The 22,550-nt window shown below is 60.9% G+C and carries 30 protein-coding genes; 10 read left to right on the forward strand and 20 right to left on the reverse strand.

Annotation, left to right across the window (positions count from 1 at the left end; genetic code table 11):
- Positions 1-102 precede the first annotated feature (102 nt).
- Together rpmA and rplU are read right to left on the reverse strand one after the other, a co-directional pair.
- The gene (gene rpmA, locus AAC850_RS13580) at positions 103-372 is read right to left on the reverse strand and encodes a 50S ribosomal protein L27 (RefSeq protein ID WP_340589391.1); all 270 of its coding nucleotides are present in this window, start codon (positions 370-372) and stop codon (positions 103-105) included.
- Between the two features lie 35 nt (positions 373-407).
- Complete coding sequence (gene rplU / locus AAC850_RS13585) at positions 408-956, reverse strand: 50S ribosomal protein L21 (protein ID WP_340589392.1); 549 nt, start codon at positions 954-956, stop codon at positions 408-410.
- A 214-nt stretch (positions 957-1,170) separates the two neighbouring features.
- Here rplU and AAC850_RS13590 point away from each other — a divergent pair, with 214 nt between their 5' ends.
- A complete protein-coding gene (locus tag AAC850_RS13590) occupies positions 1,171-1,680 on the forward strand; it encodes a hypothetical protein (RefSeq protein ID WP_340589393.1) in 510 nt (169 codons plus the stop codon).
- A gap of 93 nt (positions 1,681-1,773) precedes the next feature.
- Here AAC850_RS13590 and AAC850_RS13595 read toward each other — a convergent pair whose 3' ends face one another.
- The 6 genes from AAC850_RS13595 to AAC850_RS13620 all read right to left on the reverse strand — a co-directional run bounded on the left by AAC850_RS13595 (position 1,774) and on the right by AAC850_RS13620 (position 4,720).
- Positions 1,774-2,205, reverse strand: coding sequence for a hypothetical protein (locus AAC850_RS13595; RefSeq protein WP_340589394.1), 432 nt, complete (start codon positions 2,203-2,205; stop codon positions 1,774-1,776).
- Positions 2,206-2,284: 79 nt separating this feature from the next.
- Complete coding sequence (locus tag AAC850_RS13600; protein WP_422723201.1) at positions 2,285-2,731, reverse strand: molybdenum cofactor biosynthesis protein MoaE; 447 nt, start codon at positions 2,729-2,731, stop codon at positions 2,285-2,287.
- 1 nt (position 2,732) lies between these two features.
- The gene (locus AAC850_RS13605) at positions 2,733-2,972 is read right to left on the reverse strand and encodes a MoaD/ThiS family protein (protein ID WP_340589395.1); all 240 of its coding nucleotides are present in this window, start codon (positions 2,970-2,972) and stop codon (positions 2,733-2,735) included.
- Between the two features lie 2 nt (positions 2,973-2,974).
- Positions 2,975-3,976 (reverse strand): GTP 3',8-cyclase MoaA, encoded by a 1,002-nt coding sequence (moaA, locus tag AAC850_RS13610; RefSeq protein WP_340589396.1) that lies wholly within the window; start codon positions 3,974-3,976, stop codon positions 2,975-2,977.
- A 58-nt stretch (positions 3,977-4,034) separates the two neighbouring features.
- The gene (locus AAC850_RS13615; protein ID WP_340589397.1) at positions 4,035-4,352 is read right to left on the reverse strand and encodes a Rossmann fold domain-containing protein; all 318 of its coding nucleotides are present in this window, start codon (positions 4,350-4,352) and stop codon (positions 4,035-4,037) included.
- Positions 4,352-4,720, reverse strand: a complete 369-nt coding sequence (locus tag AAC850_RS13620; RefSeq protein ID WP_340589398.1) for a dihydroneopterin aldolase — start codon at positions 4,718-4,720, stop codon at positions 4,352-4,354. Before AAC850_RS13620 ends, AAC850_RS13615 begins: the two co-directional genes overlap by 1 nt.
- 129 nt (positions 4,721-4,849) lie before the next feature.
- On the opposite strand from AAC850_RS13620, the gene AAC850_RS13625 reads away from it, so the two are divergent.
- Positions 4,850-5,641 carry a DUF1499 domain-containing protein gene (locus AAC850_RS13625; RefSeq protein WP_340589399.1) on the forward strand — a complete coding sequence of 264 codons (792 nt, stop codon included), beginning with the start codon at positions 4,850-4,852 and terminating at the stop codon, positions 5,639-5,641.
- 8 nt (positions 5,642-5,649) lie between these two features.
- Here the strand turns inward: AAC850_RS13625 and AAC850_RS13630 are convergent, their stop codons facing one another.
- On the reverse strand, positions 5,650-6,537 hold the full coding sequence (locus tag AAC850_RS13630) for a class I SAM-dependent methyltransferase (RefSeq protein WP_340589400.1): 888 nt from the start codon (positions 6,535-6,537) through the stop codon (positions 5,650-5,652).
- Complete coding sequence (thrC, locus tag AAC850_RS13635) at positions 6,537-7,949, reverse strand: threonine synthase (protein WP_340589401.1); 1,413 nt, start codon at positions 7,947-7,949, stop codon at positions 6,537-6,539. Before thrC ends, AAC850_RS13630 begins: the two co-directional genes overlap by 1 nt.
- A gap of 90 nt (positions 7,950-8,039) precedes the next feature.
- Here thrC and AAC850_RS13640 point away from each other — a divergent pair, with 90 nt between their 5' ends.
- Positions 8,040-8,531: an SRPBCC domain-containing protein gene (locus AAC850_RS13640; protein ID WP_340589402.1), complete on the forward strand. Its 492-nt coding sequence runs from the start codon at positions 8,040-8,042 to the stop codon at positions 8,529-8,531.
- Here the strand turns inward: AAC850_RS13640 and AAC850_RS13645 are convergent.
- The 8 genes from AAC850_RS13645 to coxB form a co-directional block, all read right to left on the reverse strand.
- Entirely contained in the window at positions 8,528-9,124 is a 597-nt protein-coding gene (locus AAC850_RS13645; protein ID WP_340589404.1) for an SURF1 family protein, read from the reverse strand. The two genes, AAC850_RS13640 and AAC850_RS13645, sit on opposite strands and share 4 nt — an antisense overlap.
- Complete coding sequence (locus AAC850_RS13650; protein WP_340589405.1) at positions 9,121-9,519, reverse strand: DUF983 domain-containing protein; 399 nt, start codon at positions 9,517-9,519, stop codon at positions 9,121-9,123. The genes AAC850_RS13645 and AAC850_RS13650 overlap by 4 nt, the downstream gene beginning before the upstream one ends.
- 8 nt (positions 9,520-9,527) lie before the next feature.
- A complete protein-coding gene (locus AAC850_RS13655; protein ID WP_340589406.1) occupies positions 9,528-10,400 on the reverse strand; it encodes a cytochrome c oxidase subunit 3 in 873 nt (290 codons plus the stop codon).
- Between the two features lie 67 nt (positions 10,401-10,467).
- Entirely contained in the window at positions 10,468-11,058 is a 591-nt protein-coding gene (locus tag AAC850_RS13660; protein WP_340589407.1) for a cytochrome c oxidase assembly protein, read from the reverse strand.
- On the reverse strand, positions 11,055-11,192 hold the full coding sequence (locus AAC850_RS13665) for a hypothetical protein (protein WP_340589479.1): 138 nt from the start codon (positions 11,190-11,192) through the stop codon (positions 11,055-11,057). The genes AAC850_RS13660 and AAC850_RS13665 overlap by 4 nt, the downstream gene beginning before the upstream one ends.
- Positions 11,180-12,172, reverse strand: coding sequence for a heme o synthase (locus AAC850_RS13670; protein ID WP_340589408.1), 993 nt, complete (start codon positions 12,170-12,172; stop codon positions 11,180-11,182). Before AAC850_RS13670 ends, AAC850_RS13665 begins: the two co-directional genes overlap by 13 nt.
- A gap of 81 nt (positions 12,173-12,253) precedes the next feature.
- On the reverse strand, positions 12,254-13,975 hold the full coding sequence (gene ctaD / locus AAC850_RS13675; RefSeq protein WP_340589409.1) for a cytochrome c oxidase subunit I: 1,722 nt from the start codon (positions 13,973-13,975) through the stop codon (positions 12,254-12,256).
- A 55-nt stretch (positions 13,976-14,030) separates the two neighbouring features.
- Positions 14,031-15,092 carry a cytochrome c oxidase subunit II gene (gene coxB, locus AAC850_RS13680; protein ID WP_340589411.1) on the reverse strand — a complete coding sequence of 354 codons (1,062 nt, stop codon included), beginning with the start codon at positions 15,090-15,092 and terminating at the stop codon, positions 14,031-14,033.
- 214 nt (positions 15,093-15,306) lie between these two features.
- Here coxB and pyrE point away from each other — a divergent pair, with 214 nt between their 5' ends.
- Genes pyrE through ruvX form a run of 7 tightly spaced genes read left to right on the forward strand, consistent with a single transcriptional unit; the run spans position 15,307 to position 20,737 of the window.
- On the forward strand, positions 15,307-15,885 hold the full coding sequence (gene pyrE / locus AAC850_RS13685) for an orotate phosphoribosyltransferase (protein WP_340589413.1): 579 nt from the start codon (positions 15,307-15,309) through the stop codon (positions 15,883-15,885).
- A 1-nt stretch (position 15,886) separates the two neighbouring features.
- Positions 15,887-16,627 carry a pyridoxine 5'-phosphate synthase gene (locus AAC850_RS13690; RefSeq protein ID WP_340589414.1) on the forward strand — a complete coding sequence of 247 codons (741 nt, stop codon included), beginning with the start codon at positions 15,887-15,889 and terminating at the stop codon, positions 16,625-16,627.
- Entirely contained in the window at positions 16,624-17,028 is a 405-nt protein-coding gene (gene acpS / locus AAC850_RS13695) for a holo-ACP synthase (RefSeq protein ID WP_340589415.1), read from the forward strand. The genes AAC850_RS13690 and acpS overlap by 4 nt, the downstream gene beginning before the upstream one ends.
- Positions 17,029-17,037: 9 nt before the next feature.
- Positions 17,038-17,925, forward strand: a complete 888-nt coding sequence (lepB, locus tag AAC850_RS13700; RefSeq protein WP_340589417.1) for a signal peptidase I — start codon at positions 17,038-17,040, stop codon at positions 17,923-17,925.
- On the forward strand, positions 17,918-19,048 hold the full coding sequence (locus AAC850_RS13705; RefSeq protein WP_340589418.1) for an AI-2E family transporter: 1,131 nt from the start codon (positions 17,918-17,920) through the stop codon (positions 19,046-19,048). Before lepB ends, AAC850_RS13705 begins: the two co-directional genes overlap by 8 nt.
- The gene (locus AAC850_RS13710; RefSeq protein ID WP_340589420.1) at positions 19,041-20,252 is read left to right on the forward strand and encodes a DUF3089 domain-containing protein; all 1,212 of its coding nucleotides are present in this window, start codon (positions 19,041-19,043) and stop codon (positions 20,250-20,252) included. The genes AAC850_RS13705 and AAC850_RS13710 overlap by 8 nt, the downstream gene beginning before the upstream one ends.
- Positions 20,219-20,737: a Holliday junction resolvase RuvX gene (gene ruvX / locus AAC850_RS13715; protein WP_340589421.1), complete on the forward strand. Its 519-nt coding sequence runs from the start codon at positions 20,219-20,221 to the stop codon at positions 20,735-20,737. The genes AAC850_RS13710 and ruvX overlap by 34 nt, the downstream gene beginning before the upstream one ends.
- Here the strand turns inward: ruvX and AAC850_RS13720 are convergent.
- Together AAC850_RS13720 and AAC850_RS13725 are read right to left on the reverse strand one after the other, a co-directional pair.
- Positions 20,734-21,633 carry a transposase gene (locus AAC850_RS13720; protein WP_340589422.1) on the reverse strand — a complete coding sequence of 300 codons (900 nt, stop codon included), beginning with the start codon at positions 21,631-21,633 and terminating at the stop codon, positions 20,734-20,736. The two genes, ruvX and AAC850_RS13720, sit on opposite strands and share 4 nt — an antisense overlap.
- Positions 21,621-22,520 (reverse strand): hypothetical protein, encoded by a 900-nt coding sequence (locus tag AAC850_RS13725; protein ID WP_340589423.1) that lies wholly within the window; start codon positions 22,518-22,520, stop codon positions 21,621-21,623. The genes AAC850_RS13720 and AAC850_RS13725 overlap by 13 nt, the downstream gene beginning before the upstream one ends.
- Between the last annotated feature and the right edge of the window lie 30 nt (positions 22,521-22,550).

Here is a 22,550-nt window from a genome sequence, read left to right on the forward strand (position 1 = left end):
AAAAAAAGGAGACGGGGCGGCCCCATCTCCTTCCAGCTTTTCGGATTTCAAAAGTCCGAAAGGGGCCATCCCGGTGGATGACCCCTGTATCGAATCATCCGGTTATTCGGCGGCTTGCGCCATGGCGTCGACCGAGACGTATTTGCGGCCGAGTTTGCCATCGTGGAAGCGGACACGGCCCGCTTCGAGCGCGAACAGCGTATGGTCCTTGCCCATGCCGACATTGGCACCGGGATAGAACTTCGTGCCGCGCTGGCGCACGATAATGTTGCCCGGAATCACTTCCTGGCTGCCAAACTTCTTCACACCAAGGCGACGACCGGCTGAGTCGCGACCGTTACGCGATGAGCCACCAGCTTTTTTATGTGCCATTGTGTCTTACTCCAATTCGTCCGCGCGCAGCGGGATTACTTCTTGTCGGCCGGCTTGGCGGCGCTTTTCTTGGTGGCTGCTGCCTTCTTGGGCGCTGCCTTCTTGGGCGCTGCCTTCTTGGCGGCAGGCTCCTTGGCCGCTGCTTCCTTCTTGGGAGCAGCCTTCTTGGCCGGAGCCTTCTTCTCGGCAGCTTCCTTCACCGGTGCAGCCTTGTGCGCCTTGGGATCAGCCTTCTCTTCGGAAGTGTCCTTCTTCGCAGCAACCTTTTTGGCCGGAGCCTTCTTGCCTTCGCCAACTGCCGTGATCCGCAGCAGGGTCATCTGCTGGCGGTGGCCGTTCTTGCGGCGATAGTTGTGACGACGACGCTTCTTGAAAACCGTCACCTTCTCACTCTTGGCCTGGGCGATCACTTCGGCCGAAACCGTGACCTTGGCGGCATCCGCCAGGTCAGCGCCTTCGCCGGCCAGCAGAACATCGTCCAACACGATTGTTTCACCGGCTTCACCAGCCAGTTTCTCAACCGCAATCTTGTCTCCTTCGGCGACGCGATACTGCTTGCCGCCCGTGCGCACTACTGCGAACATGGTGCTATAATCCGTTTATCTGGTGTTCTTACGCCTAGACTTTGCCCGAGCGAACCCGGACCAGTTTCAGAGCAACAACAAAAAGGGCGCCCATAAGGGCACCGTGAAGACGCCGCCGTTAGGCCAACCGCCTGTAGCTGTCAACCACTTGCGAGCGCGAAATCCGGCCATTTGCACGCTGGATCACACTCGTTTCCCGATGTAGGGGCGTGACATGACAAAGCAAGCCCGCCTCCTTGTTTCCAGCCTGTGCTGCGCCCTGCTGGCAGCTTGCGCCAGCCCCAGCGGTGACTACCCCTCTCTGGCCATTCGCGATTCGGAACGCTGGATTGGCACGATGGATGCCGCAGAACCACAGCCCTACCTTCCCCCCGCACCAGACGCCTCTGCGATCGACCAGGTGGGCGCGTTGGCTGCGCAGGCGAGCACCATTCACGCAGAATTTTTGGCCGCTGAATCTGCAGTGCGTCGCCTTGCCACTGCTGCACGTGGCTCCAGCGCGGGCAGCGATTCATGGGCAAGTGCGCAAGTCGGTATCGCAGATCTCGAATCGCGGCGTAGCCAGGCGATGATTGCCCTCGCCGATTTGGACCGCGTCTTTGTCGAGACTTCGAACGCCGGACTTTCTGTTGCGCAAATCGGGGATGTGCGAAGTGAAGTGGTCGCGCTTGTCGAGCAAGAGAACGCGATCATCGCCGATTTGCTTTCTACTGTCGGCCGATAAGCACCAGCCTGAACAAAAGCGCGGGACCGTTTGGGACGGCCCCGCGCATGATGGAGAGTTCTGGTCGAGCGGGTCGCCCCCCGTTCTTGGGACTCAGACCAGCGCAGCGATAGCCGCCGCGATTACTCCCCAAATGAAAATCAACACGGGCAGGATAAGAACCTGCACCGTGGCGTCTCGCGCCGAGGTGCGGCCATAGGCTGTCATCACGCCGTCGTGCTTGAATCGCGCCCAAGTCTTCGATTGGGATGGAATCTGCGGCGCCAATCGCAACCAGACAGATGGGACGCCAAACCCAGCGACGACAATGGTAACGAAAATCGCGACCGGTATTATCATCTCGGGGTGGGCAAAGCTGAGGCCCAGCACGGCGATGAAGCCGAGGTACAGTCCGATTGTCGCGAAAAAGAGTCCCTTGGGCAGTTCGAAAGTCCGGTCGACCGGAGCATTTCGGACATAGGCTGGCGGCGCGCTGTGGATTTTCGCCGCAGATGCAATTTCCTCGCGAGTGAGTTGTTCGGCCATTCGTATTCTCCTTCGTGTCGAAAGAAAACTGGCCCGGATCGCTCACGCTTTCATTGATCTCGCGCAAATCGCCCGCGATTTATTCCCAGCGCGCCAATGCTGCGTGATCCTCTGCGCGCGGTTCGATCCAGTGCCATTCGCCAGCACGTTTTTCGCGTTTCCAGAACCAGCTTTTAGCCTTCAGGTGATCCATGCAGAAATCGACCGCATCGATGGCGCCGCGCCGATGCCGGGCGCAGGCCGAGACCAGCACAACGGGCTCTCCAGGAAGCATCACGCCCGTCCGGTGAACAATCAACAGGCCCATGAGATCGAAGCGCTGTTCGGCCAGGGCCGCAAGGCGCTCCATACCAGGGAGCGTCATGCGCTCGTAATGCGTCAGTTCGAGCGCTTCGACATCGTTTTCGCCCCGCACCTCTCCGACAAATGTGCAAACGCCGCCAAAGCCGGGGTGGGCGCGGGTGAAAGGACCTACCAGTGCCGCCGGCGGGAACGCTGTTTCGAACAGTTGTACGGTGACCGACACGTCAGCCGCCGCTGACCGGAGGCAGCAGCGCCACTTCAGATCCTGCGGGTGCTACAAGGGCGGTCTTGTCCGCCAGCAGCTCGCCGTCGAGTGCCAACTTCACGCGTTCGCTTGCGATCTCGATGGCAAGCGGCTCCTCGCACAAAGTCAAAAGCCCGTTCCAATCGAGCGGTGCCGGCACTTCGCGCACGCTTTCGCCTGCAAGATCTGCGAGCTTACCCAGGAAAACGAGCGTGACCACGTTCATCCCCCTGTCACCGACATATGCCTCGGCTGCGCGGGAGCTGCGCCGCGTGCGATGGCGAAATGGTGGCGTTCGGGCTTGATCCGCATGGCTTCATCGAGCGCAGTCGCAAGCGCTGCCTCAGGCTGGTCGCTGCGCAATGCCGCGCGCAGGTCGACCTTCTCCGCTCCGCCGAGACAGGCATAGAGCTGGCCCGTGGCGGTGACCCTAACGCGGTTGCATGTAGCGCAGAAATTGTTAGTCAGCGGAGATATGAAGCCGATTCTACGACCGGTTTCCGCGACCCGAACATAACGCGCCGGGCCACCGGTCGAATCGCCGATGTCACTTAAGGCAAAATGTTGCTCAAGCTGATCCCTTACGGCGGGAAGCGGCAGGTAGTGATCGATCCGCTCGCCGTCGACATCACCCATCGGCATCACTTCGATCAGCGTCAGGTCATGACCTTGTGCGTGAGACCATTCGACCAGTTGAGGGATCTCCGCTTCGTTCAAGCCCTTCAGCGCGACCGTGTTGATTTTCACGCGCAACCCCGCAGCCTTGGCGGCGGCGATTCCTTCAAGCACCTGTGCCAGGCGATCGCGGCGGGTGAGCTGGGCGAACAGGTCCGGGTCTCGCGTGTCGAGGCTGACATTCACACGGCGCACGCCCGCGTCGAACAGTGGCTGCGCATATTCGGCCAGTTGCGTGCCGTTGGTGGTGAGCGTCAATTCCTCCAGCCCGTCACCCAGCTTCCGGCCCAGCGCCCGTACCAGATCCATGACATCGCGGCGAACCAACGGTTCCCCTCCTGTCAGGCGGATCTTCGCCACGCCGCGGGCGACGAAAGCCAGTGCCAACCGGTAAATCTCTTCGAGGGTCAGCACCTCGGACTTGGGAAGGAATTGCATCCGTTCGGGCATGCAATAGGCGCAGCGCAAATCACAGCGGTCCGTCACCGACAGACGCAGGTAGGAAATGCGGCGGTCGAAACTGTCTGTGAGAGGCGTGGCGCAGCTCATCCAATACTCATGGCGGGAACGGGGACTGTATTCAACTTCGCTCGCTCACCAAGCAAGGTTACTCGGCAAGCGTGAATATCTGCCCCGTCACACCCGGCGCATCATCTAGATACTTCAGCACCTGAGCGATCGCGCCGCTTTCGCTGCCGACCACGGCGTTGATCCGGCCCGGCGCCGCCTCGCGCGCAAGCTCCTCGATCGCGGCCTTGCGCCAGCTATCATGCGTGTGATCCGCATGGTCTAGGATGACCATACAACTCCCGTAGCCGCGCAGGATGGGAAAATATCTGGCTGCAAACTCCGCAGCGGCATCGAGCGGGGCAGCGGGCAGTCCGCGCGCCTCCACCACATCCATGCCGCACGCGATCTTGCCCACTATTTCCGCTCTCGTGTCAGCGTGATGCCGATGTGCTCGCCTGCCTCGCTCAACGCCAGCTTGACGATCTTGACCTGCACTTCCTCGATGCGCTTATCCTGCAGGAACAGTGTTTCGCAAACATGATCCGCAACCGCCTCGATAAGCTTGTAATGGCGATCCCCGAGCGCCTGCGAACAGGCGAATTTCAGGTCCATGTAATTCTTGCTCTCTTCGAGCGGGGTATCGGCATCGTAGAAAGCTTTCGCCCTCAGCCGGGCACGCACAGTAAAGCGTAGCGGCTGCGGCTTGCCGGTTTCCTCCGAGTAAATCCCGGTGTGCACGTCATGCTCGAATTCGGCGAGCTCGAGGTAAAGGCTGTCTGCCATGATAGGGTTCGCATGGCAGCGACAGGGCGGATTGGCAAGCGGGAGCCATTGCGCAGGATGGAGCGTTTTTATTGACGAGCGGCGATGCGACGCGCATTGCCCAAGTCACGGCAAAACAGGGAGCAGGTCGTGAACGAAACACCCGAAACCAATGATACCGCAGCTACGCCTTCAAAGAGAGCGCGTGCCGCTGCGAAGACAGTCAAATGGACCGGGAATTTCGTGCTCGGCGGCGCGTTGATTGCGATAGTCGTCGTCCTGATCGCGGCGACCCTGGCGCGTTTCGACATCATCGAGAAGATTGCGGGATTCGCGCCCTTCTATCTCACAGTAAATCCGGCGCGCGCGCTGACGATCATCGGCCTGCTCGGTCTTGGTTTTGCACTCTGGCGCAAGACCGGTCATCTGTGGAAGCTGGCGTTGGGAACAGCGCTGTCCGCCGGCCTGTTGTTTGCCCAGTATACGATGCTGATCTTGCCCGGCAGGGATGTTCCCCCGATCCACGATATCTCGACCGACCTCAACGAAATGCCGCAATTTACCGCGCTTGATGTCGAACCGATCAGCACCGGGCCGTTCACAGTAGAGGAATGGCGCGCCTATCATGAGGACTCCTACGGCGACATTCGGCCGGAAGTCATCGACAAACCGCCGGTAGAAGTGCTCGCCAATGCAAGGGCGCTTGCCGAAACACGCGGATGGGAAATCGTGTCCGCCGATCCCGAAGCCGGGCGCCTAGAGGCAACCGCGACCGCCGGTTACGTCAGGTTTTATGACGATGTCGTGATCGAGGTCACGCCGGTGCAGGACGGCAGCACGCGCGTCGACATGCGCTCCGTCAGCCGCGTGGGTGTGAGCGATGTGGGCTATAATGCCGACCGTATCAGGGCTTTCCTGCTCGACCTGCGTAGCATGGACTGAGCCAGCGCCTAGCTCTGGCTCCACCTTGCGAAGATCGCTGTGGGAAGCAGCCTTCCGCCCTCGCCCGCTTCGCGCACGGCCAGATCGCCATGTTCGATGGTGCCGGGAAGATCCGCAAACAGGTCGGCCAGCAGTCCGCCGATAGCGAGCGAGCTCATGCGCACGGCGTAGACTGTCAGGAACAGGAAGCGGCTGTCGGCATCGAGCAATTGTCGGCAATCGGCAACGAGGTCAGGAAGCCCTTCTTCCAGCCGCCAGGTTTCATTCTTGGGTCCGCGCCCGAACTTTGGCGGATCGAGGATGATGCCATCATAGCGGTTCTGCCGCCGAACTTCGCGGGCGGTAAACTTGGCAGCATCATCGACCAGCCAGCGGATGGGCCTGTCCTCCATGCCCGACAACGCTGCATTGTCGCGCGCCTGCGCCACAGACTTCTTGCTGGCATCGACGTGGGTGACACGGCCATGGCGGCTGAGCGCTAATGATCCGACGCCTGTATAACCAAACAGGTTGAGCGTTTCGGCATCCTCGCGGCCGGTCAACTGATCCCGCATCCATTCCCAAACAGGGGCCATGTCGGGGAAAAATTGCAAGTGGCGAAAAGGCGTGGGCTGCGCAGTAAAGCGCGTCTCGTTCCAGCTTACAGGCCATCCGTTGTCGGGAAGTGCCGGGGCATCGGTCCAGCGCCCGCCGCCATCTTCGTCGCTACCGGGTATGAATTCGCTATGCGCATCCCAATCCGGCAGGCGCGGTGTCCACATGGCCTGCGGTTCGGGCCGGACGAACCGGTATTCGCCGAAACTTTCGTATTTACGACCATGCCCGCTGTCGAGCAGGCGGTAGCCGTCCCAGCCAGCGCCCTCCATGATCACAGGTTCACGGACCAGATCAGCCATCAGGCGCTCTCGGTCGCCCGCTGCGCAACGTAATCGCGCACAGCCTCGTAAGTGCCGGGAAGGCTGTCGAAACGCTCCTCCCGCTCGAACAGATTGCCGAGGCGGGCGGGCAATTCGGGATGCTGGCCGGTCGCTTCGGAAACGGCGTCGGGGAATTTCGCCGGATGGGCAGTGGCGAGCGTGACGATCGGCATTGCGGCATCGATTTCCATGCTGCACGCAGCGTAAAGGCCGATGGCGGTATGCGGGTCGATAATCTCGCCGCAATGATCCGATGCCCAGCGCATTGCCTTGACCATCTCTTCGGGAGTCACGCGCGCGCTGGTGAAAAGGGCGGACGCCCCTTCACGCTGGGCATTGGTGAGTTGCATCGCCTTGCTCGCCTCGAACCCGCGCATCTGCTCGGCAAGTGCAGCGCCGTCGCGGCCACCCGCATCGAACAGCAGGCGCTCGAAATTGGAACTGACCTGGATATCCATGCTCGGCGCGGCTGTTGGAGTGACGGTGCCGGCAGAATAATCCCCGCTCGACAAGGCGCGGTGGAGGATATCGTTGACGTTGGTGGCGACGATCAGCCGCTCGATCGGCAACCCCATCTGCGCCGCGACATAGCCTGCGAATACGTCACCGAAATTGCCCGTCGGCACGCTGAAGGCAATTTTGCGCTGCGGCGCGCCCAATTGCAGCGCGGCGGCAAAGTAATAGACGACCTGCGCCATCAGCCGCGCCCAGTTGATCGAATTGACCGCAGTGATGCGGAAACGCCCGCCATGCGAAGTGGCCATGGAGGGATCGGTGAACATGCGCTTCACCATCGCCTGCGCATCGTCGAAACTGCCGTCGATGGCGATATTGTGCACGTTGGGCGCGAGCACCGTCGTCATCTGCCGACGCTGAACTTCGCTCACCCGGCCTTCGGGGTGGAGCATGAAGATATCGATCCGTTCGCGGCCCGCCACTGCATCAATCGCGGCGCTGCCCGTATCGCCGCTGGTCGCTCCGACGATGGTCAAATGATCGTCGCTGCGGCTGAGGAAGTTCTCAAACAGGCGGCCGAGCAATTGCAGCGCGACATCCTTGAAGGCGAGCGTGGGGCCGTGGAACAGTTCAAGCAGCCAATGCTGCTGGTCGAATTGCACCAGCGGCGTCACCGCATCATGGGCGAAACTGCCATAAGCCGCGTGGCACAAGCCGCGCAGTTCTTCCTCGGTCAACGATCCGGCGGTGAACGGGGCCATGATGCGCACGGCAAGCTCTGCATAAGGCAAACCCGCCATTTCGGCGATTTCATTATCGCTGAAACGCGGCCAGCTTTCGGGGATGTAGAGGCCGCCGTCCGAGGCGAGCCCGGCAAGGGTGACCCCTTCGAAATCGAGCGCTGCCGCGCTGCCACGGGTTGAGATATATTTCATGGTGCAGCGCGGGTAGCGCCAGCACGCGCGCCTCGCAAGCAAGCTATTATTGCAGGTGTGCTATCATGCCTAATCGAAAGGAGATGGAATATGGCTATCGGGTTTCGAGTGGCAGGACGCGTTTCGGGGCCGGTTGGAGAGGTTTTCGAAGCGGTTGCCGACCCCGACACAATCTCGAAGTATTTTACGACAGGCGGCGCGAAGGGACGGCTCGAGAGCGGCTCCACAGTCAGTTGGGAATTCCACGATTATCCCGGCGCTTTCGAGGTTGATGTGATCGAGGTCGTCCCGAACGAGCGGATCGTGCTCCAGTGGCCTGCCTACGAGGCCGAGCCGCATAATGTTTCTGGTGGCGGTCAAGATGAAGGTGCAGATGCGGACTACAAGACAACCGTCACGATGACCTTTCGCGAGGCTGACGGTGGCACAATGATCGAGATCGCCGAGGAGGGATGGCGCGATACCGACGCCGCGCGGCGCGGTTCCTACGGCAACTGCCAGGGCTGGTCGCAAATGCTGTGCTGCCTGAAAGCGTGGGTGGAGCACGGCATCAATTTGCGTGACGGAATGTACAAGGCCTAGCCTTCGCGCGACCTATCCCGCCAGCGTCGGCGCAGCGCGAGCCAGTAGATCACCAGCGCGGTGAGCGCGAAGAAGAACCACTGCCCGGCATAGGCGAGGTGATTGTTGGGCAGATTGCTCGGATCGGGCTTGGCGAGCGGTTCGAGACCCGCGGCAGGTATATTCATCTGCACCCTGCGGCCCATTACACCTCCCGGGACGATCAGCCCGGATACTTCACCGCCATCCCAAGCAGGAGCGTCAGGACGCCGCGACCAGCCTAGCAGGACATCGGCAACCCCTCTGACGGTTTCGCAGCGGGCGATATGGGCATAACCCGACTGATCGCGGTCGTTGCGTCCGGCGATTGCCTCCCGTCCGATCACTTCGGCACATTCGAAACTAGTCGGGTGGAACAAGAATCTCCCATCGAGTGATCCCTTGTCTGACGGAAAAGGCCGCTGCTCGCCCGATTCAAGCGCAGCTTCATAACGCGCAATTAGCGCCGCTTTCTCATCCGCCCGGCCTAGCTGCCAGAAGCCAAGCGCCACCATTACGGCTGCAGCAGCCACCACCACGACTGTCGGGATGATCGGGATTTTGCGCTCAGTCATGAGAGATCGCGTCCGTCGTGACGACGCTCTTCGGCACCACGCCTGTATTCACTTACGAGCAGCCATGCCTTTGCCAGCCGCAACCCGCCGATAACTCCGGCGATTGTAAGGGGTACCCAGAGCAGCACGTGAACCCACCACGGCGGTTCGAAACTTAGTTGCAACCACAGTGCCAGCGCGACGACGATAGCCCCCACGATCATCGTCAGGAACGCCGCTGGTCCGTCACCCACATTGAACCTGTCATAGTCCAGCCCACAAGCCCGGCATTTGTCGGCAAATTTGATCCAGCCAGCGAACAGCGTCCGCTCTCCGCATCGCGGGCACATAGCGAAAAGGGCAGCCTCACCAATGGCGGGCTGCCCCTTCGATACGGTTGGCGGACTATCCGTCACCAGAAAGCCTAGTGGATTTCGGCACCCCAGCCGCCCCAGACGTAAACGGCGATGAAGAGGAACAACCACACCACGTCGACGAAGTGCCAGTACCACGCTGCCGCTTCGAAGCCGAAGTGCTGGCGCGGGGTGAAATGGCCCTTGTACGTGCGGAACAGACAGACGGAGAGGAAGATCGTGCCGACCAGGACGTGGAAGCCATGGAAGCCCGTCGCCATGTAAAATGCGCTGGAATAATTCACCCCGCCAAAGCCGAAGCTGGCGTGGCTGTATTCATAGGCCTGGATGGCCGAGAACAATACGCCGAGCGCGATTGTGAGCCACAGACCCTTCTTCAGACCGTCACGATCGCCGTGGATCAGCGAGTGATGCGCCCAAGTAACCGTGGTGCCCGAACACAGCAGGATAATGGTATTGAGCAGCGGCAGCGCGAACGGGTCGAGCACGTGAATGCCTTCGGGAGGGAAGCTCAGCAGCGCAGCAGCGCCGTCCTGACCGATGACATTTTGCCACTGGTTGTCGCCCAGATATTCCAGCGGCGACGGGAACAGCGCGAAATCGAACCAGCTCCAGAACCAGCCGACAAAGAACATCACTTCCGAAGCGATGAACAGGATCATGCCGTAACGCATGTGAAGCTGCACGACAGGCGTGTGATCGCCGCGTTCCGCTTCGTTCACCACCTTGGAGAACCAGCCGAAGAAGGTCGCGATCAGGCCGGCAACGCCGATACCCAGCACGATCCGCCAGCTGTCGCCGAAGAAATCATCATGCATCAGCATGACCATCCCGCTGGTGAAGGTCAGCGCGGAAACCGCGCCGATCAGCGGCCAGATATCGGGATCGAGAATGTGATAATCGTGGTTCTTGGCGCCGGCCATGTGTCTGTCCTGATCCTTGGTGTATTGTTCCAGCCCTTAATGACCCCACGCGCGCGGGTCCAGAGCCTTAGCTGTCTTGTTCAGTCTGTTCTTCGTTTTCGATTGCGCGATGGAATGTGTAGCTGAGCGTGATCTGCTCGACATCCTGCATATTCGGGTCGTCCAGCACCGCCGGATCGACGTAATAGAGCACGGGCATCCGGATTTCCTGGCCCGGTTGCAGCGTTTGTTCGGTAAAGCAGAAGCACTGGATCTTGTTGAAATAGCGGCCCGCCTGCTCCGGCTCGACATTGAAAGTCGCGGTGCCGGTGATGGCAACGTCCGACATGTTGCGGGCGATGTAGGTCGCCATGTCGCGCTGCCCGATGGCGACGCGGTCGGTCACTTGGGTCGGGCGAAAGTCCCACGGCATGTCGCGCGCGGTATTTGCGTCGAAGCGGATCGAGTAGCTTTTGCCCCCCGCGCTCGCTGCAAGCCGCTCCGCCGTGTCGGCTTCTGCTTCGGTCGCGACCTGCGTGGTCCCGCCAAATCCCGTCACTCGGCAGAACAGGTCATACAGCGGCACAGCGGCATAGCCGAGCCCGAGCATGGCCAGAGCGGCTCCGAAAGCCAGCAGCATGGTGCGGCGGTTCCGCGTTTCGAGCGATACTGCCGTCATTGTGCACCGATCTTCACAATTGTGATCGTGTAGAACAGCACGACGAAGCCCAGCAGGACCAGTCCGACCACCAGATTGCGAGCCTTGCGGCGGCGCTTGTATTCTTCTTCTTCCTGCGGGGTCATGCGAGCCATCCCGTATTTGCCAACACGCGGTCGAGCACGAGTGCGCCGAACAGCACGAAGAGGTAGAGGATCGAGAAAGCGAACAGCTTTTTCTCGGGCTTCATAGCATCGCCTTCGACAGCGCGGCGCATCCCGACAGGGATGGTCAGCGCAAAGAAGATAATCGAGAGCACGAGGGCCGAAATGCCGTAGATCGCGCCGGTGCCGCCAATCAGCCAAGGTGTAACACTGAGCGGGAGCAAGAGCGCGGAATAGAACAGGCTTTGGCGGCGGGTCGAGACCTCGCCCGCTGCATTGGGCATCATCGGGATGTTGGCGGCAGCGTAATCGGGCTTCACCCATAGGGCGAGCGCCCAGAAATGTGGCGGCGTCCACATGAAGATGATTGCGAACAACAGCACCGGCATCAGCGTGATCTCGCCCGTCACCGAAATCCAGCCAATCAGCGGGGGAAATGCTCCGGCAGCGCCGCCGATGACGATGTTCTGCGGCGTGCGCGGCTTGAGCCACATGGTGTAGATCACGACATAGAAGAACACGCTGAAAGCCAGCACTGCGGCAGCGAGCCAGTGGACCGCGAGGCCCATCACCATTACCGCTGCGCCTGCCAGCAACAGGCCGAAATCACGCGCATCCTCGCGTCGCATCATGCCTCTGGGCAAGGGACGCTGCGCGGTGCGCTTCATCTTCGCGTCGATATCCGCTTCCCACCACATGTTCAGCGCACCCGCTCCGCCTGCAGCGAGCGCGATGCAAAGAATGGCGGTGAATCCGATAACCGGATGAATACTTCCGGGAGCAGCGAGCAAGCCGCACAGCCCGGTAAAGACCACCAGGCGCATGACCTTGGGCTTGGTCAGTGCGAAGAAATCGCGCCAGTCAGCCGGCATCCCTTGCGAAGGCGCAGAGGCAATCGACGCGGCCACTGGGCTCACGGCGATGGCAGTCTGGTCGACTTCACTGGCATTCGGGGCGGTGATGGCGGTCATGGTCCTGTTCTTTGCGCGAAGGGGCGCTTCCGTCTCCGGCGCGCCCCTCCCAATTGTCTATCCCAGGCGAGAGGCGAACCGTCAGGCGGTTGCCGGCTTCTCGCTGATGTGATCGTCGGCATTGTGATGATCTTCGATCACCGGCAGCGTTTCAAACTGGTGGAACGGCGGCGGGCTGGAAAGGCTCCATTCCAGCGTTGTCGCGCCTTCGCCCCAGTAATTGCCCGCAGCCTTCTTACCGGCAACCAGCGCGTAGCCGATGTTGGCGAAGAAGATGAGCATCGAGAAGCCCATGATCAGATAGCCATAGCTCGCGATCTCGTTCCAGTAGGAGTAGGCAGCGGTGAAGTCGGGGTAGCGACGCGGCATGCCCTGCAACCCGAGGAAGTGCATTGGGAAGAAGATCACGTTCACGCCGATGAAGAACAGCCAGAAGTGTACGTGGCTGAGGAATTCGGAGTGCCAGCGGCCGCTCATCTTCGGGAACCAGTAATAGAAACCCGCGAAGATCGAGAACACCGCACCCATCGACAGGACGTAATGGAAGTGCGCCACCACGTAATAGGTGTCGTGCAGATTGTCGTCCACACCGCCGTTCGCCAGCACGACGCCGGTCACGCCGCCCACGGTGAACAGGAAGATGAAGCCCATCGCCCACACCATCGGAGATTTGAACGTGATGGAGCCGCCCCACATGGTGGCGATCCAGCTGAAGATCTTGATGCCGGTCGGCACCGCGATCACCATCGTTGCAGCGGTGAAATACATCTTGGTGTTTACGTCGAGGCCGACCGTATACATGTGGTGCGCCCACACGATGAAGCCAACCACGCCGATCGCGACCATAGCGTAGGCCATGCCGAGGTAGCCGAACACCGGCTTGCGGCTGAAAGTCGCGACGATCTGCGAGATCATGCCGAAGCCCGGCAGGATCATGATGTAGACTTCAGGGTGACCAAAGAACCAGAACAGGTGCTGGTACAGCACCGGATCGCCGCCACCGGCTTGGTCGAAGAAGGTCGTACCGAAGTTGCGGTCCGTGATCAGCATGGTGATCGCGGCAGCGAGCACGGGCAGCGCCAACAACAGCAGGAAGGCGGTTACCAGCACCGACCACACGAACAGCGGCATCTTGTGCAGCGTCATGCCCGGAGCACGCATGTTGAAGATGGTGGTAATGAAGTTGGTCGCACCAAGGATCGAGCCAGCGCCCGCGAGGTGGAGCGAGAAAATCGCGAAATCGACTGCCGGTCCGACGGAACCGCTGGTCGAAAGCGGCGCATAGACCGTCCAGCCGGTACCCGCACCCATGCCGATGCCGCCCGGCACGAACATGGAGAACAGCAGCGAACAGAAGCCCGCAACGGTCAGCCAGTAGCTGATGTTGTTCATCCGCGGGAAGGCCATGTCGGGCGCGCCGATCATCAGCGGGACGAACCAGTTGCCGAAACCACCGATCATGGCGGGCATGACCATGAAGAACACCATGATCAGGCCGTGCGCGGTAATCAGCACGTTCCACATGTGGCCCTGCTGGTCGAAGGATGCGCCGTCGCCGCCAAGCGCGTTGACCACGTGGCCCATGATCTGCAGGCCAGGTTCCGCCAGTTCCCAACGCATGAGGCCGGAAATGATGCCGCCGATGATCCCCGCGACAATCGCGAAGATCAGGTACAGCGTGCCGATGTCCTTGTGGTTGGTCGACATGAACCAGCGAGCGAAGAAGCCGGGCTTGTGATCGGCGTGATCATGCGCGGCGTGGTCTTCGTGGTGAGCGTCGAAAACTTCAGCGGTGGTGGCCATGAGTTTGTGGACCTTGTTTTCTATATTCGTCGTTCAAAAATTCGGATGGCGGCGATCAGGCAGCTTCAGCCTCGGCGGTCACTGCTTCTTCGACGCCAGCTTCATCACCGGCTTCGGCAGCGTCCTGCGCGGAAGCTGCATCCTGAGCGGCAGCGCTGGCTGCTTCGGCGTTGATCTGCGCGCGGGTCATGCCACCGGGCTGCGATTGCACCCATGCGTTGTAATCTTCCATGCTGCGCGCCTCGATGACGATCGGCATGTAGCCGTGACGGGCACCGCACAATTCCATGCACTGGCCGTAGAAGATGCCTTCTTCCTGGATCGTGAGGATCTTCTCGTTGATCCGGCCCGGAACAGCATCAAGCTTGAACCAGAGCGCGGGGACGCCGAACGAGTGGATCACGTCAGCGCCGAACGTCTGCAGGCGGATCGGAACGCCGACTGGCACAACCATGCGGTTGTCGGCGGCAAGCTGGTGCGGTTCGCCCGCTTCGAGAGCTTCGGCTTCGTCGAGCATGTTCGAGATGACTTCGAAGCCGCCATTATCGACATATTCAAAGCCCCAGTACCACTGGTAGCCATTGGCCTTGATCGTGATCGCATCTTCGGGCGGCGACTGATACTGGCGCGACAGCAGCGTGATCGAGGGCACGGCGATCACCACGAGAATAATGACCGGGACGACCGTCCAGATGATCTCGATCAGCGTGTTATGGCTCGTCTTGGAAGGCACCTGATTGGCAGCGCGCCGATAGCGGTAGACCACCCACAGCAGCAGGAAAAGCACGAAAATGCTGATCGCCGTAATGATCGGCATCAGCAGGTAATCGTGCATGCCGAGCGCGTAATTGCCATTGTCGGTATATTGCGGCTGGAAGTTCATCGACCCCCAAAGGTCCTCTTCCGCCGAAACCGGCTGGCCCTTTATCATCTCCGGACCGAAATGCTCGAACCCGCCGGTCGCTTCTATCACCGTCTCGCCATCGGCGACGCTTTCAGCTTCAACCTCTGCGGCATCGACTGTGGATGCGGGTGCGGAAACGTCCTGCGCGCTCGCAACCTGAGGTGCGATGGCAATCGACAATGCTGCAAACAGCATGGCCAGCGACTTCGTCATATTACGGGCGGTCTCGCCGAAATTCATAGCTACGATGCTTTCCGTTTATGTAACCCGGACACACGGCCCGACAGCCAGATCAGGCTGAGTCTGGCGCGCGTATACCCACGCTTGCCCGATGCCTCAACCACATCTAGGGACTTTTTTCGACAGGGTCTATGCGGCCCAAGGTCTCTGATCTGCCAAATCACGGAAAGGCTTGGTGCAAATAGCCATGACACAGGACGAAGTACTCGCCGAATTTCGCCACAGCGGTGCTTTGCTCGAAGGCCATTTCCAGCTGAGTTCAGGCCGTCATAGCGGGCACTACCTGCAATGCGCCCGCGTTTTGATGAACCCGCACCGCGCCGCGCGACTGGCGGAAGCGCTGGCCGAACGTATCGCCGGCGAAATCCTCGATTCGCTCGATGCGGTGGTCAGCCCGGCGATGGGCGGCATCATCATCGGGCATGAAATGGGCCGGGCGCTGAACATGGATGCCATGTTCCTCGAGCGGCCTGATGGTGAGTTCCACCTGCGCCGCGGCTTCGCCCTGAAGCCCGGCACGAAGGTCCTTATGGTCGAGGATGTCGTCACCACCGGTCTTTCCAGCCGTGAAGCAATAGCCGCCGTCGGGCGCGAAGGCGGCGAAGTGCTGGCAGAAGTCGCATTGGTCGATCGCTCGAACGGGACTGTCGATCTGGGCGTGCCTTTCTTCCCGCTGATCGACATCAACTTCCCGACCTATGCCGAGGATGAAGTGCCCGAGGCACTCGCCGCGATTCCGATTACCAAGCCGGGGAGCCGCAAGTAAATTGGCCGAATATCTCCGCCTCGGTGTGAATATCGATCACGTTGCCACGATCCGCAACGCGCGCGGCGGCGATCATCCTGATCCCGTGCGCGCTGCACAGATCGTTGCGGAATGCGGGGGAGACGGAATCACCGCCCATTTGCGCGAAGACCGCCGCCATATCCGCGACGATGATCTGAAGCGCATTCAGGAAGCGACCGACCTGCCGCTCAATCTGGAAATGGCCGCGACCGAGGAAATGCTCGCCATTGCGCTGGCGCACAAGCCGCATGCGGCCTGCATTGTCCCCGAAAAGCGCGAGGAACGCACGACCGAGGGCGGATTGGATGCGGCCGGACAGCACAATCATCTCGCCCCGATCATCACGCAGTTGAAGGATGCGGGCATCCGCGTCTCGCTGTTCATCGAGGCAAGCGAGCGCCAGCTGGATGCCTCATTGCAAATGGGCGTGCCGGTGGTGGAGTTTCACACCGGCGAATATGCCCATGCCATGCTCGATGGTGACCAGGAACGCGTTGCACGCGAATTGAAACGCATCGCAGACATGGCCGCGCTCGCCGCAAAGAACGGGATAGAGCCGCATGCTGGACATGGCCTGACCTTCGACAACGTCCAGCCGATCGCCGCCATCCCGCAACTGGCCGAGCTCAACATCGGACACTATCTGATCGGCGAGGCGATATTCGACGGACTGGAGCCAGCCGTGCTCAAGATGCGCGAATTGATGGATCTGGCGCGATGATCATCGGCCTCGGATCAGACCTGTGCAATATCGAGCGGATCCAGAATTCGCTCGACCGCTGGGGCGACCGCTTCCGGCAGCGGTCTTTTACCGACATAGAGAATGCCAAGGCGGCGCGCAGGCCGCATACGCAGGCCGGCACCTATGCCAAGCGGTTCGCCGCCAAGGAGGCATTCTCCAAGGCAGTCGGCACCGGGTTCAAGCGCGGCGTCTACATGAAGGATATTGGCGTCGTGAACGCACCGAGCGGAGCGCCTACGCTCGCACTTACCGGCGGAGCAGCAGCACGGTTGGTGGAGCTGACGCCGAACGGGCACATTGTCACCATTCATCTCACCCTCACCGACGATCACCCATGGGCGCAGGCCTTCGTGATACTTGAAGCCCATCCGAAAGCCTGACCGACCCTCATGAGCGCCGACGACAAGCCCAAATCCGAAAAGATCAACTGGTTCGCCGAAATACGCGGGCTGGCGCTGATGCTGCTCGCGGTGCTGGCATTCCATACCTTTATAGCCAAGCCATTCTACATCCCGAGCGCCAGCATGGTGCCCAACCTGCTAGTGGGCGACCGGCTGATCGTGACCAAATATCCATACGGCTGGAGCTGGGTTTCGGCGAGCTTCCACATCTTCCCGCGCAGCGACACCCGCATCGCGCCCGCCACCCCGGAATATGGCGATATCGTAATCGCGGTGCCGCCTGATCGCGCCGAAGACTACATCAAGCGCGTGGTAGCCCTGCCCGGCGATACGATCGCACTGGTCGACGGGCAGATCATCCTGAACGGCGAACCCGTGCCGCAGGACATGGAACCGCCGGTCCGCCTGCCTGCCGACAACGATAATATGTGCATGAACGGGTTCGGCACGTCGCATCCGTGCATGGATGACTTCGAGCAATATCGCGTCACGCTGGGAGACGGCACGCAGGTATTCGAGCCGCCGACCTATCGCGAAACGCTGCCCAATGGCGCGAGTTATCTTATCATCGACCACATCGAACGGCAGAGCCTCGACAATATGGAGCCTGTCCTCGTTCCCGAAGGCCATGTCTTCCTGATGGGCGACAACCGCGATCATTCGTCGGACAGCCGCGCGCCTTCCGCGCTTGACGGCGGCAACGGACTTGGCGGCCCGGTCCCTCTCTCCAGCATCGGCGGGAGGGCCGAGCGCCTGACGTTTTCGCTCGACGGCAGTGCGACATACAACCCGCTAACATGGTGGGGAGCCTTGCGCGAAGGGCGCGGTTGGACCAGCCTGCGGCCCGAGCTACGCGGAGAGGCGGCAGATGAGTGAATCAGGCGATCAATCACTGACCAAGGGACTTGGCGCCAGCCCAGCTCGCATTTCCAGCCCGGAGTTGCGGTTCGAGGCATGGCGCGCTTTGACCTGGACGACAGTGGTTGGGCTGGTCGCGCTTGCAGTCTACATCTCGCAAAGTCTGCTGGTAATTTTCGGGGCAATGGTCCTTGCAACCATGATCGATGGCGGCTCGCGCCTGCTTGGCCGGGTCCTTCCCATTGCCCGCGTGTGGCGAGTGAGCATCGTCCTGGCTTCGGCAGTCTTGCTGCTTGGCTGGCTGACAATATTTGCCGGTTCGACGATCTCACAGGAGGCCGCGCAATTCCCCAGCATCGTGCAGGAACAAGCGCAACAATTGTTTGGCTGGATGCGCGCGCAAGGACTCCAGATCGATATCGGAATGGTGCAATCGATGGGTAGCCAGGCCGCCAGCGGCTTCGGCACCGTCACCCGCGCCCTGGGTGGACTGCTTGGTGGCATAACAACCTTGGTGCTTATCGCGATAATCGGCATCTACGTCGCATTCGAGCCGCGCCTTTACGAACGCGGCGTGGCTTGGATGATGCCGCGCGAGAGGCGCTCTGCCTTTCTCGAGACAGCAAGCCGCATGGGTTACACCATGCGTCGCCTGATGTTCGGGCGATTGGTCGGCATGGTGGTCGAGGGCATTTTCACCTACGCCATGCTTGTCGGATATGGACTGGTCACAGGAGATGCCATTCCAATGGCCGCACTGCTGGCTATCTTAACCGGACTGCTGGCGTTCGTGCCCAATATTGGGGCGATTATCTCCGGTGTGCTAATGGTACTCGTCGGCTTCTCGGGCGGAGCACAGATGGGCATCTACACCATAGTAGTGTATTTCCTCGTGCAGAATATCGACGGTTACATCGTCATTCCAATGATCGCGCGCAAGACAGTCGATCTTGCCCCCGCGCTGGTTCTGTCGATGCAGCTTATCATGGGTATATTATTCGGTATCCTCGGCCTGTTCCTCGCCGACCCCTTGCTCGCGATGATCAAGGTGGCGCTTGAGCAGCGCGCCAAGTCGAAGGATGCCGAAGATGAAGCCGCTCTCGCCGCCGAGGCCGGACCGATGGAGAACGCCGTTGCGTAAGTTTCTTTTCACGATTGTTTTCCTGATCGTCCTCGTGGCGGTGGTGTTGTTCGCGCTGCGGCTGTTCGATGACGAATTGACCGAGATCGCGCTCGTCCCCGATACCGAATTTGTCGAGCAGGATCCGCTGGCCAGCAGCACCTACCAGGACCCGGACATGTGGTTCAGTCGGCCAGGAAAGGGTGCGCAGAACGATCCGGCACGCTGGCAACCTGCCTTTGCCGACCCCGAAGCCAGGGAAACACGCCGGGGAAGTGCGCAGGCTGCCGAGCCTGCGGCTGCACCAAGCCCTGAGCCGACCAGCCCCGCTAGCGAGGAGGTGCCGCGTTTCGCCGTCTTCTTCGTTCACCCGACCAGCTATTTTGACGCCCGCCAGTGGAATGCCTCGCTCGATGACGAGGAATCGCAAAACCGTGCGCGGCTTATGGTTCGCGGTCTTGCCAGCGCGTTCAATCAGGCGAGCGAAATCTGGGTGCCACGTTATCGTCAGGCAACCTTTGGTGCATTCATAACCGAGCTGCCCGAAGCCACCCAGGCGCTCGACGCGGCCTATGCCGATGTCGAGCAGGCATTCGATTTCTTCCTCGATTCAATTCCCGCGGACATGCCCATTGTCCTCGCCGGACACAGCCAGGGCGGCTTTCACGTAACGCGGCTTCTGCAGGAGCGCGTTGCGGGGACGGAGCTGCAATCGCGCGTTGCAATGGCGTATCCGGTGGGCTGGCCGATCAGTATCGAACACGATCTGCCGAGCCTCGGCCTGCCCGCCTGCGCTACGCCCGAACAGGCCGGATGCATCGTGAGCTGGGCCAGCTTTGCCGAGCCTGCCGAGCCTGGCCAGTTCCTGCGCCGCTATGCCGCAATCCCGGGAAATGACGGATCGCCGCGCGGTGACAGCCCCATCCTGTGCGTGAATCCGATCACCGGTCTGCTCGGCGGAGAAGCCCCGGAGCGCGATAATCTGGGAACGCTGATACCCAATGACGATCTGACTTCGGGAGAACTTGTACCCGGTGCCGTTCCGGCAACGTGCCGGGACGATGGCCTGCTGCTGATCGGCAATCCGCCGGAGCTCGGCCAATATGTCCTGCCGGGCAACAATTACCACGTTTACGACATTCCGCTGTTCTGGAAGAACCTGCAGCGCGACGTCGTGCAACGCGTGGGCGCGTGGCAGCAAATGCAATCGCAGGCCCGGCCATAACCGCTCTCGTCACAGAGGATGCCGCCGTGTTCCGTGAAGCGCTCCCTGATGGCGGAGTGCTGCTCGGACTGGACCTTGGCACCAAGACCATCGGCACTGCGATTTGCGATGCCGGCTGGAGCTTTGCGACTGCAGGCAAGACTGTTCCCAAGGGTAAGTTCGCCCGCGACAAGGCTGCACTTGCGAGCTTGTGCAAGGACCGCGGTGTCGCGGCAATCGTCATTGGCCTGCCACTCAACATGGACGGCTCCGCCGGTCCCCGTGCGCAGGCAAGTCGCTCTTTCGCTCGCAATCTTGCGCATGAGGAAAACGGCCTCGGGCTGCCGGTCCTGCTGTGGGACGAGCGCTGGTCTACCACCAGTGCCGAACGGGACCTGATCGCGCAGGATTTCAGCCGGGCGAAGCGCGCTGAACGGATCGATAGCCACGCTGCTGCGGTGATCCTGCAAGGGGCAATTGACCGGCTTGCAGGCGGTATACTTTAGGCTGCGACCAGTTCACGCCTTCGCCGCGTGGCTTCCATCGCGACAAGCCTGCTGCCAGACCCTTCTGCAAGGCGCCAAAGTTCATCACATTCTGCCGCGCCGAGCACACCTGCCTGCGCGTCCAGCGCTACCAGCCGCATGCGGTCACTGGGGTGCGACCCGGCAAAGTTGGCGGCCAGATCGCGCGCCTCTTCACCCCCCAGCCCCACCGCCACGCGGAGGAATGTCTCGCTTCCTCCGGCGCTGATGACGCCTGAAATCTCATCCTTTTCAACATCGAACTTGTACTGGTCGAGCCATCCTTGTGCTCCACCCGCATGCATGATGTTGATCGATACGGAGAGGCTTTCGGGCGGCAATTGCGAGTGCACGTCCTTGTGCGCGCGATAGTGCATCAGCTTGCCCGGTGTCAGTGTGGACCTTTCGATGAAGCGCAGTCCGGCCTTCTCGCCGATCACACCGGCTACGCTTTCGTAATCATACTCCCAATAATCGCTGGTATAGCCTGGCCCGAAATAGCCCAGCGTCAGGAAATCGAAATTGTGGTCATGCGGTAATTCGTAGCTGAAAGCGGATTTTCCGCTGGCACGGAACATGTGTTCATCCACGCTCGGCCAGAAGTTGGCGCGCATGTAGAATTCGCTGCCGAGCATTGACAGCATTACAACCTGGGGGCCGTAATCGCTCGCTTCCTCGGCAGCCTTTATCCCGCGCTTCAGCTCGTCGACGAGCATATCGCCAAGGAAGGTGCGGTTGTTGCCAAGTCGGCGCAACCAATGGGCACCGGACTGGAGGCTTTCTTCTGCCCATGGGTGAAAGCCGCTTTCGTGCAGGCCGGAAATGCATTCTTCGAGGTCACACGAAGTTTCATCAATGCAGTCGATTATGCGGGGCATTGGGCGGTCTCCAGCTGGGCAAGTTCGGCATGGGTTTCGAGAAGCTGTGCGCGCAAAGCTCCGGCAGAAGCGGCAAGCGGATCATCAGCGCGGCGGGCCAGTTGTGACAGCGCGCAAAAGCCCTGTTCGCTATCGAGCGCGAGGCATTCGCGCAGGGCTTGCCAGCGCAGCGATACATCGCCCTCGCCCAGCGCGGTGCGTGCCATTTCGGGCGCGGCATCGGTGCGGTTCATGCGGCCGAGGAGCGCAATGATGGCCTCTTGCCGGCTGGTGGCAATCGTGGCTGCGGTCTGCATCAACATATCGCCGGTTTCTGCATCATACTGGCGGCCTGGCTGCGGCTCTGCAGCCGAGCGCACCAGGCGCAAGACGACCAGACGGCGGGTGACGCGGTCGACCAGAAGCGTCTCGCTTTGCAGGTCGAGAGCGATCCGCTCTCCCCCACGAAGGGACAATTGCTCGGTCTCGAACTTCTTCCCGCCATCGCCGGCGGAGCGTGCCCGCACGATGCGCGCATCGGCCTCGCCAGCCAGAACGGCATCGAAGCGTTCGGCATCGGAAAAAATATATGCACTTGTCGATGTCTCACCCGGCTCGCGGCTTTGGATCATGAGTTGCGCACGGCCTGACCGGGCCAGCAAGATCGTGCCCGCCGTCCCGTTGAAACCGTGGCGGAACGGCGGGTGGCCAATCGGATTGTCGGCGAGCGCCGCGCAATAATGGCGGGATAGGAGGGCCATCAGCCGCTCGCCATCTCCGGTCTCCGTAAAAACCTGTTCGAGCATGGGGCACGCACAAAGCGGTGCGCCACCGCCGAACTGGCCCAGCTCGTCCATCAATTGCTCTGCGCCTTGTTCAGAGCGCCAGGCGTCGCGCGCAGCGTCCATGGCCGCCTGGGCCTGGCGTTGCGGACCACG

This window comes from Erythrobacter alti, from assembly GCF_037996805.1.
Taxonomy (GTDB): domain Bacteria; phylum Pseudomonadota; class Alphaproteobacteria; order Sphingomonadales; family Sphingomonadaceae; genus Alteraurantiacibacter; species Alteraurantiacibacter alti.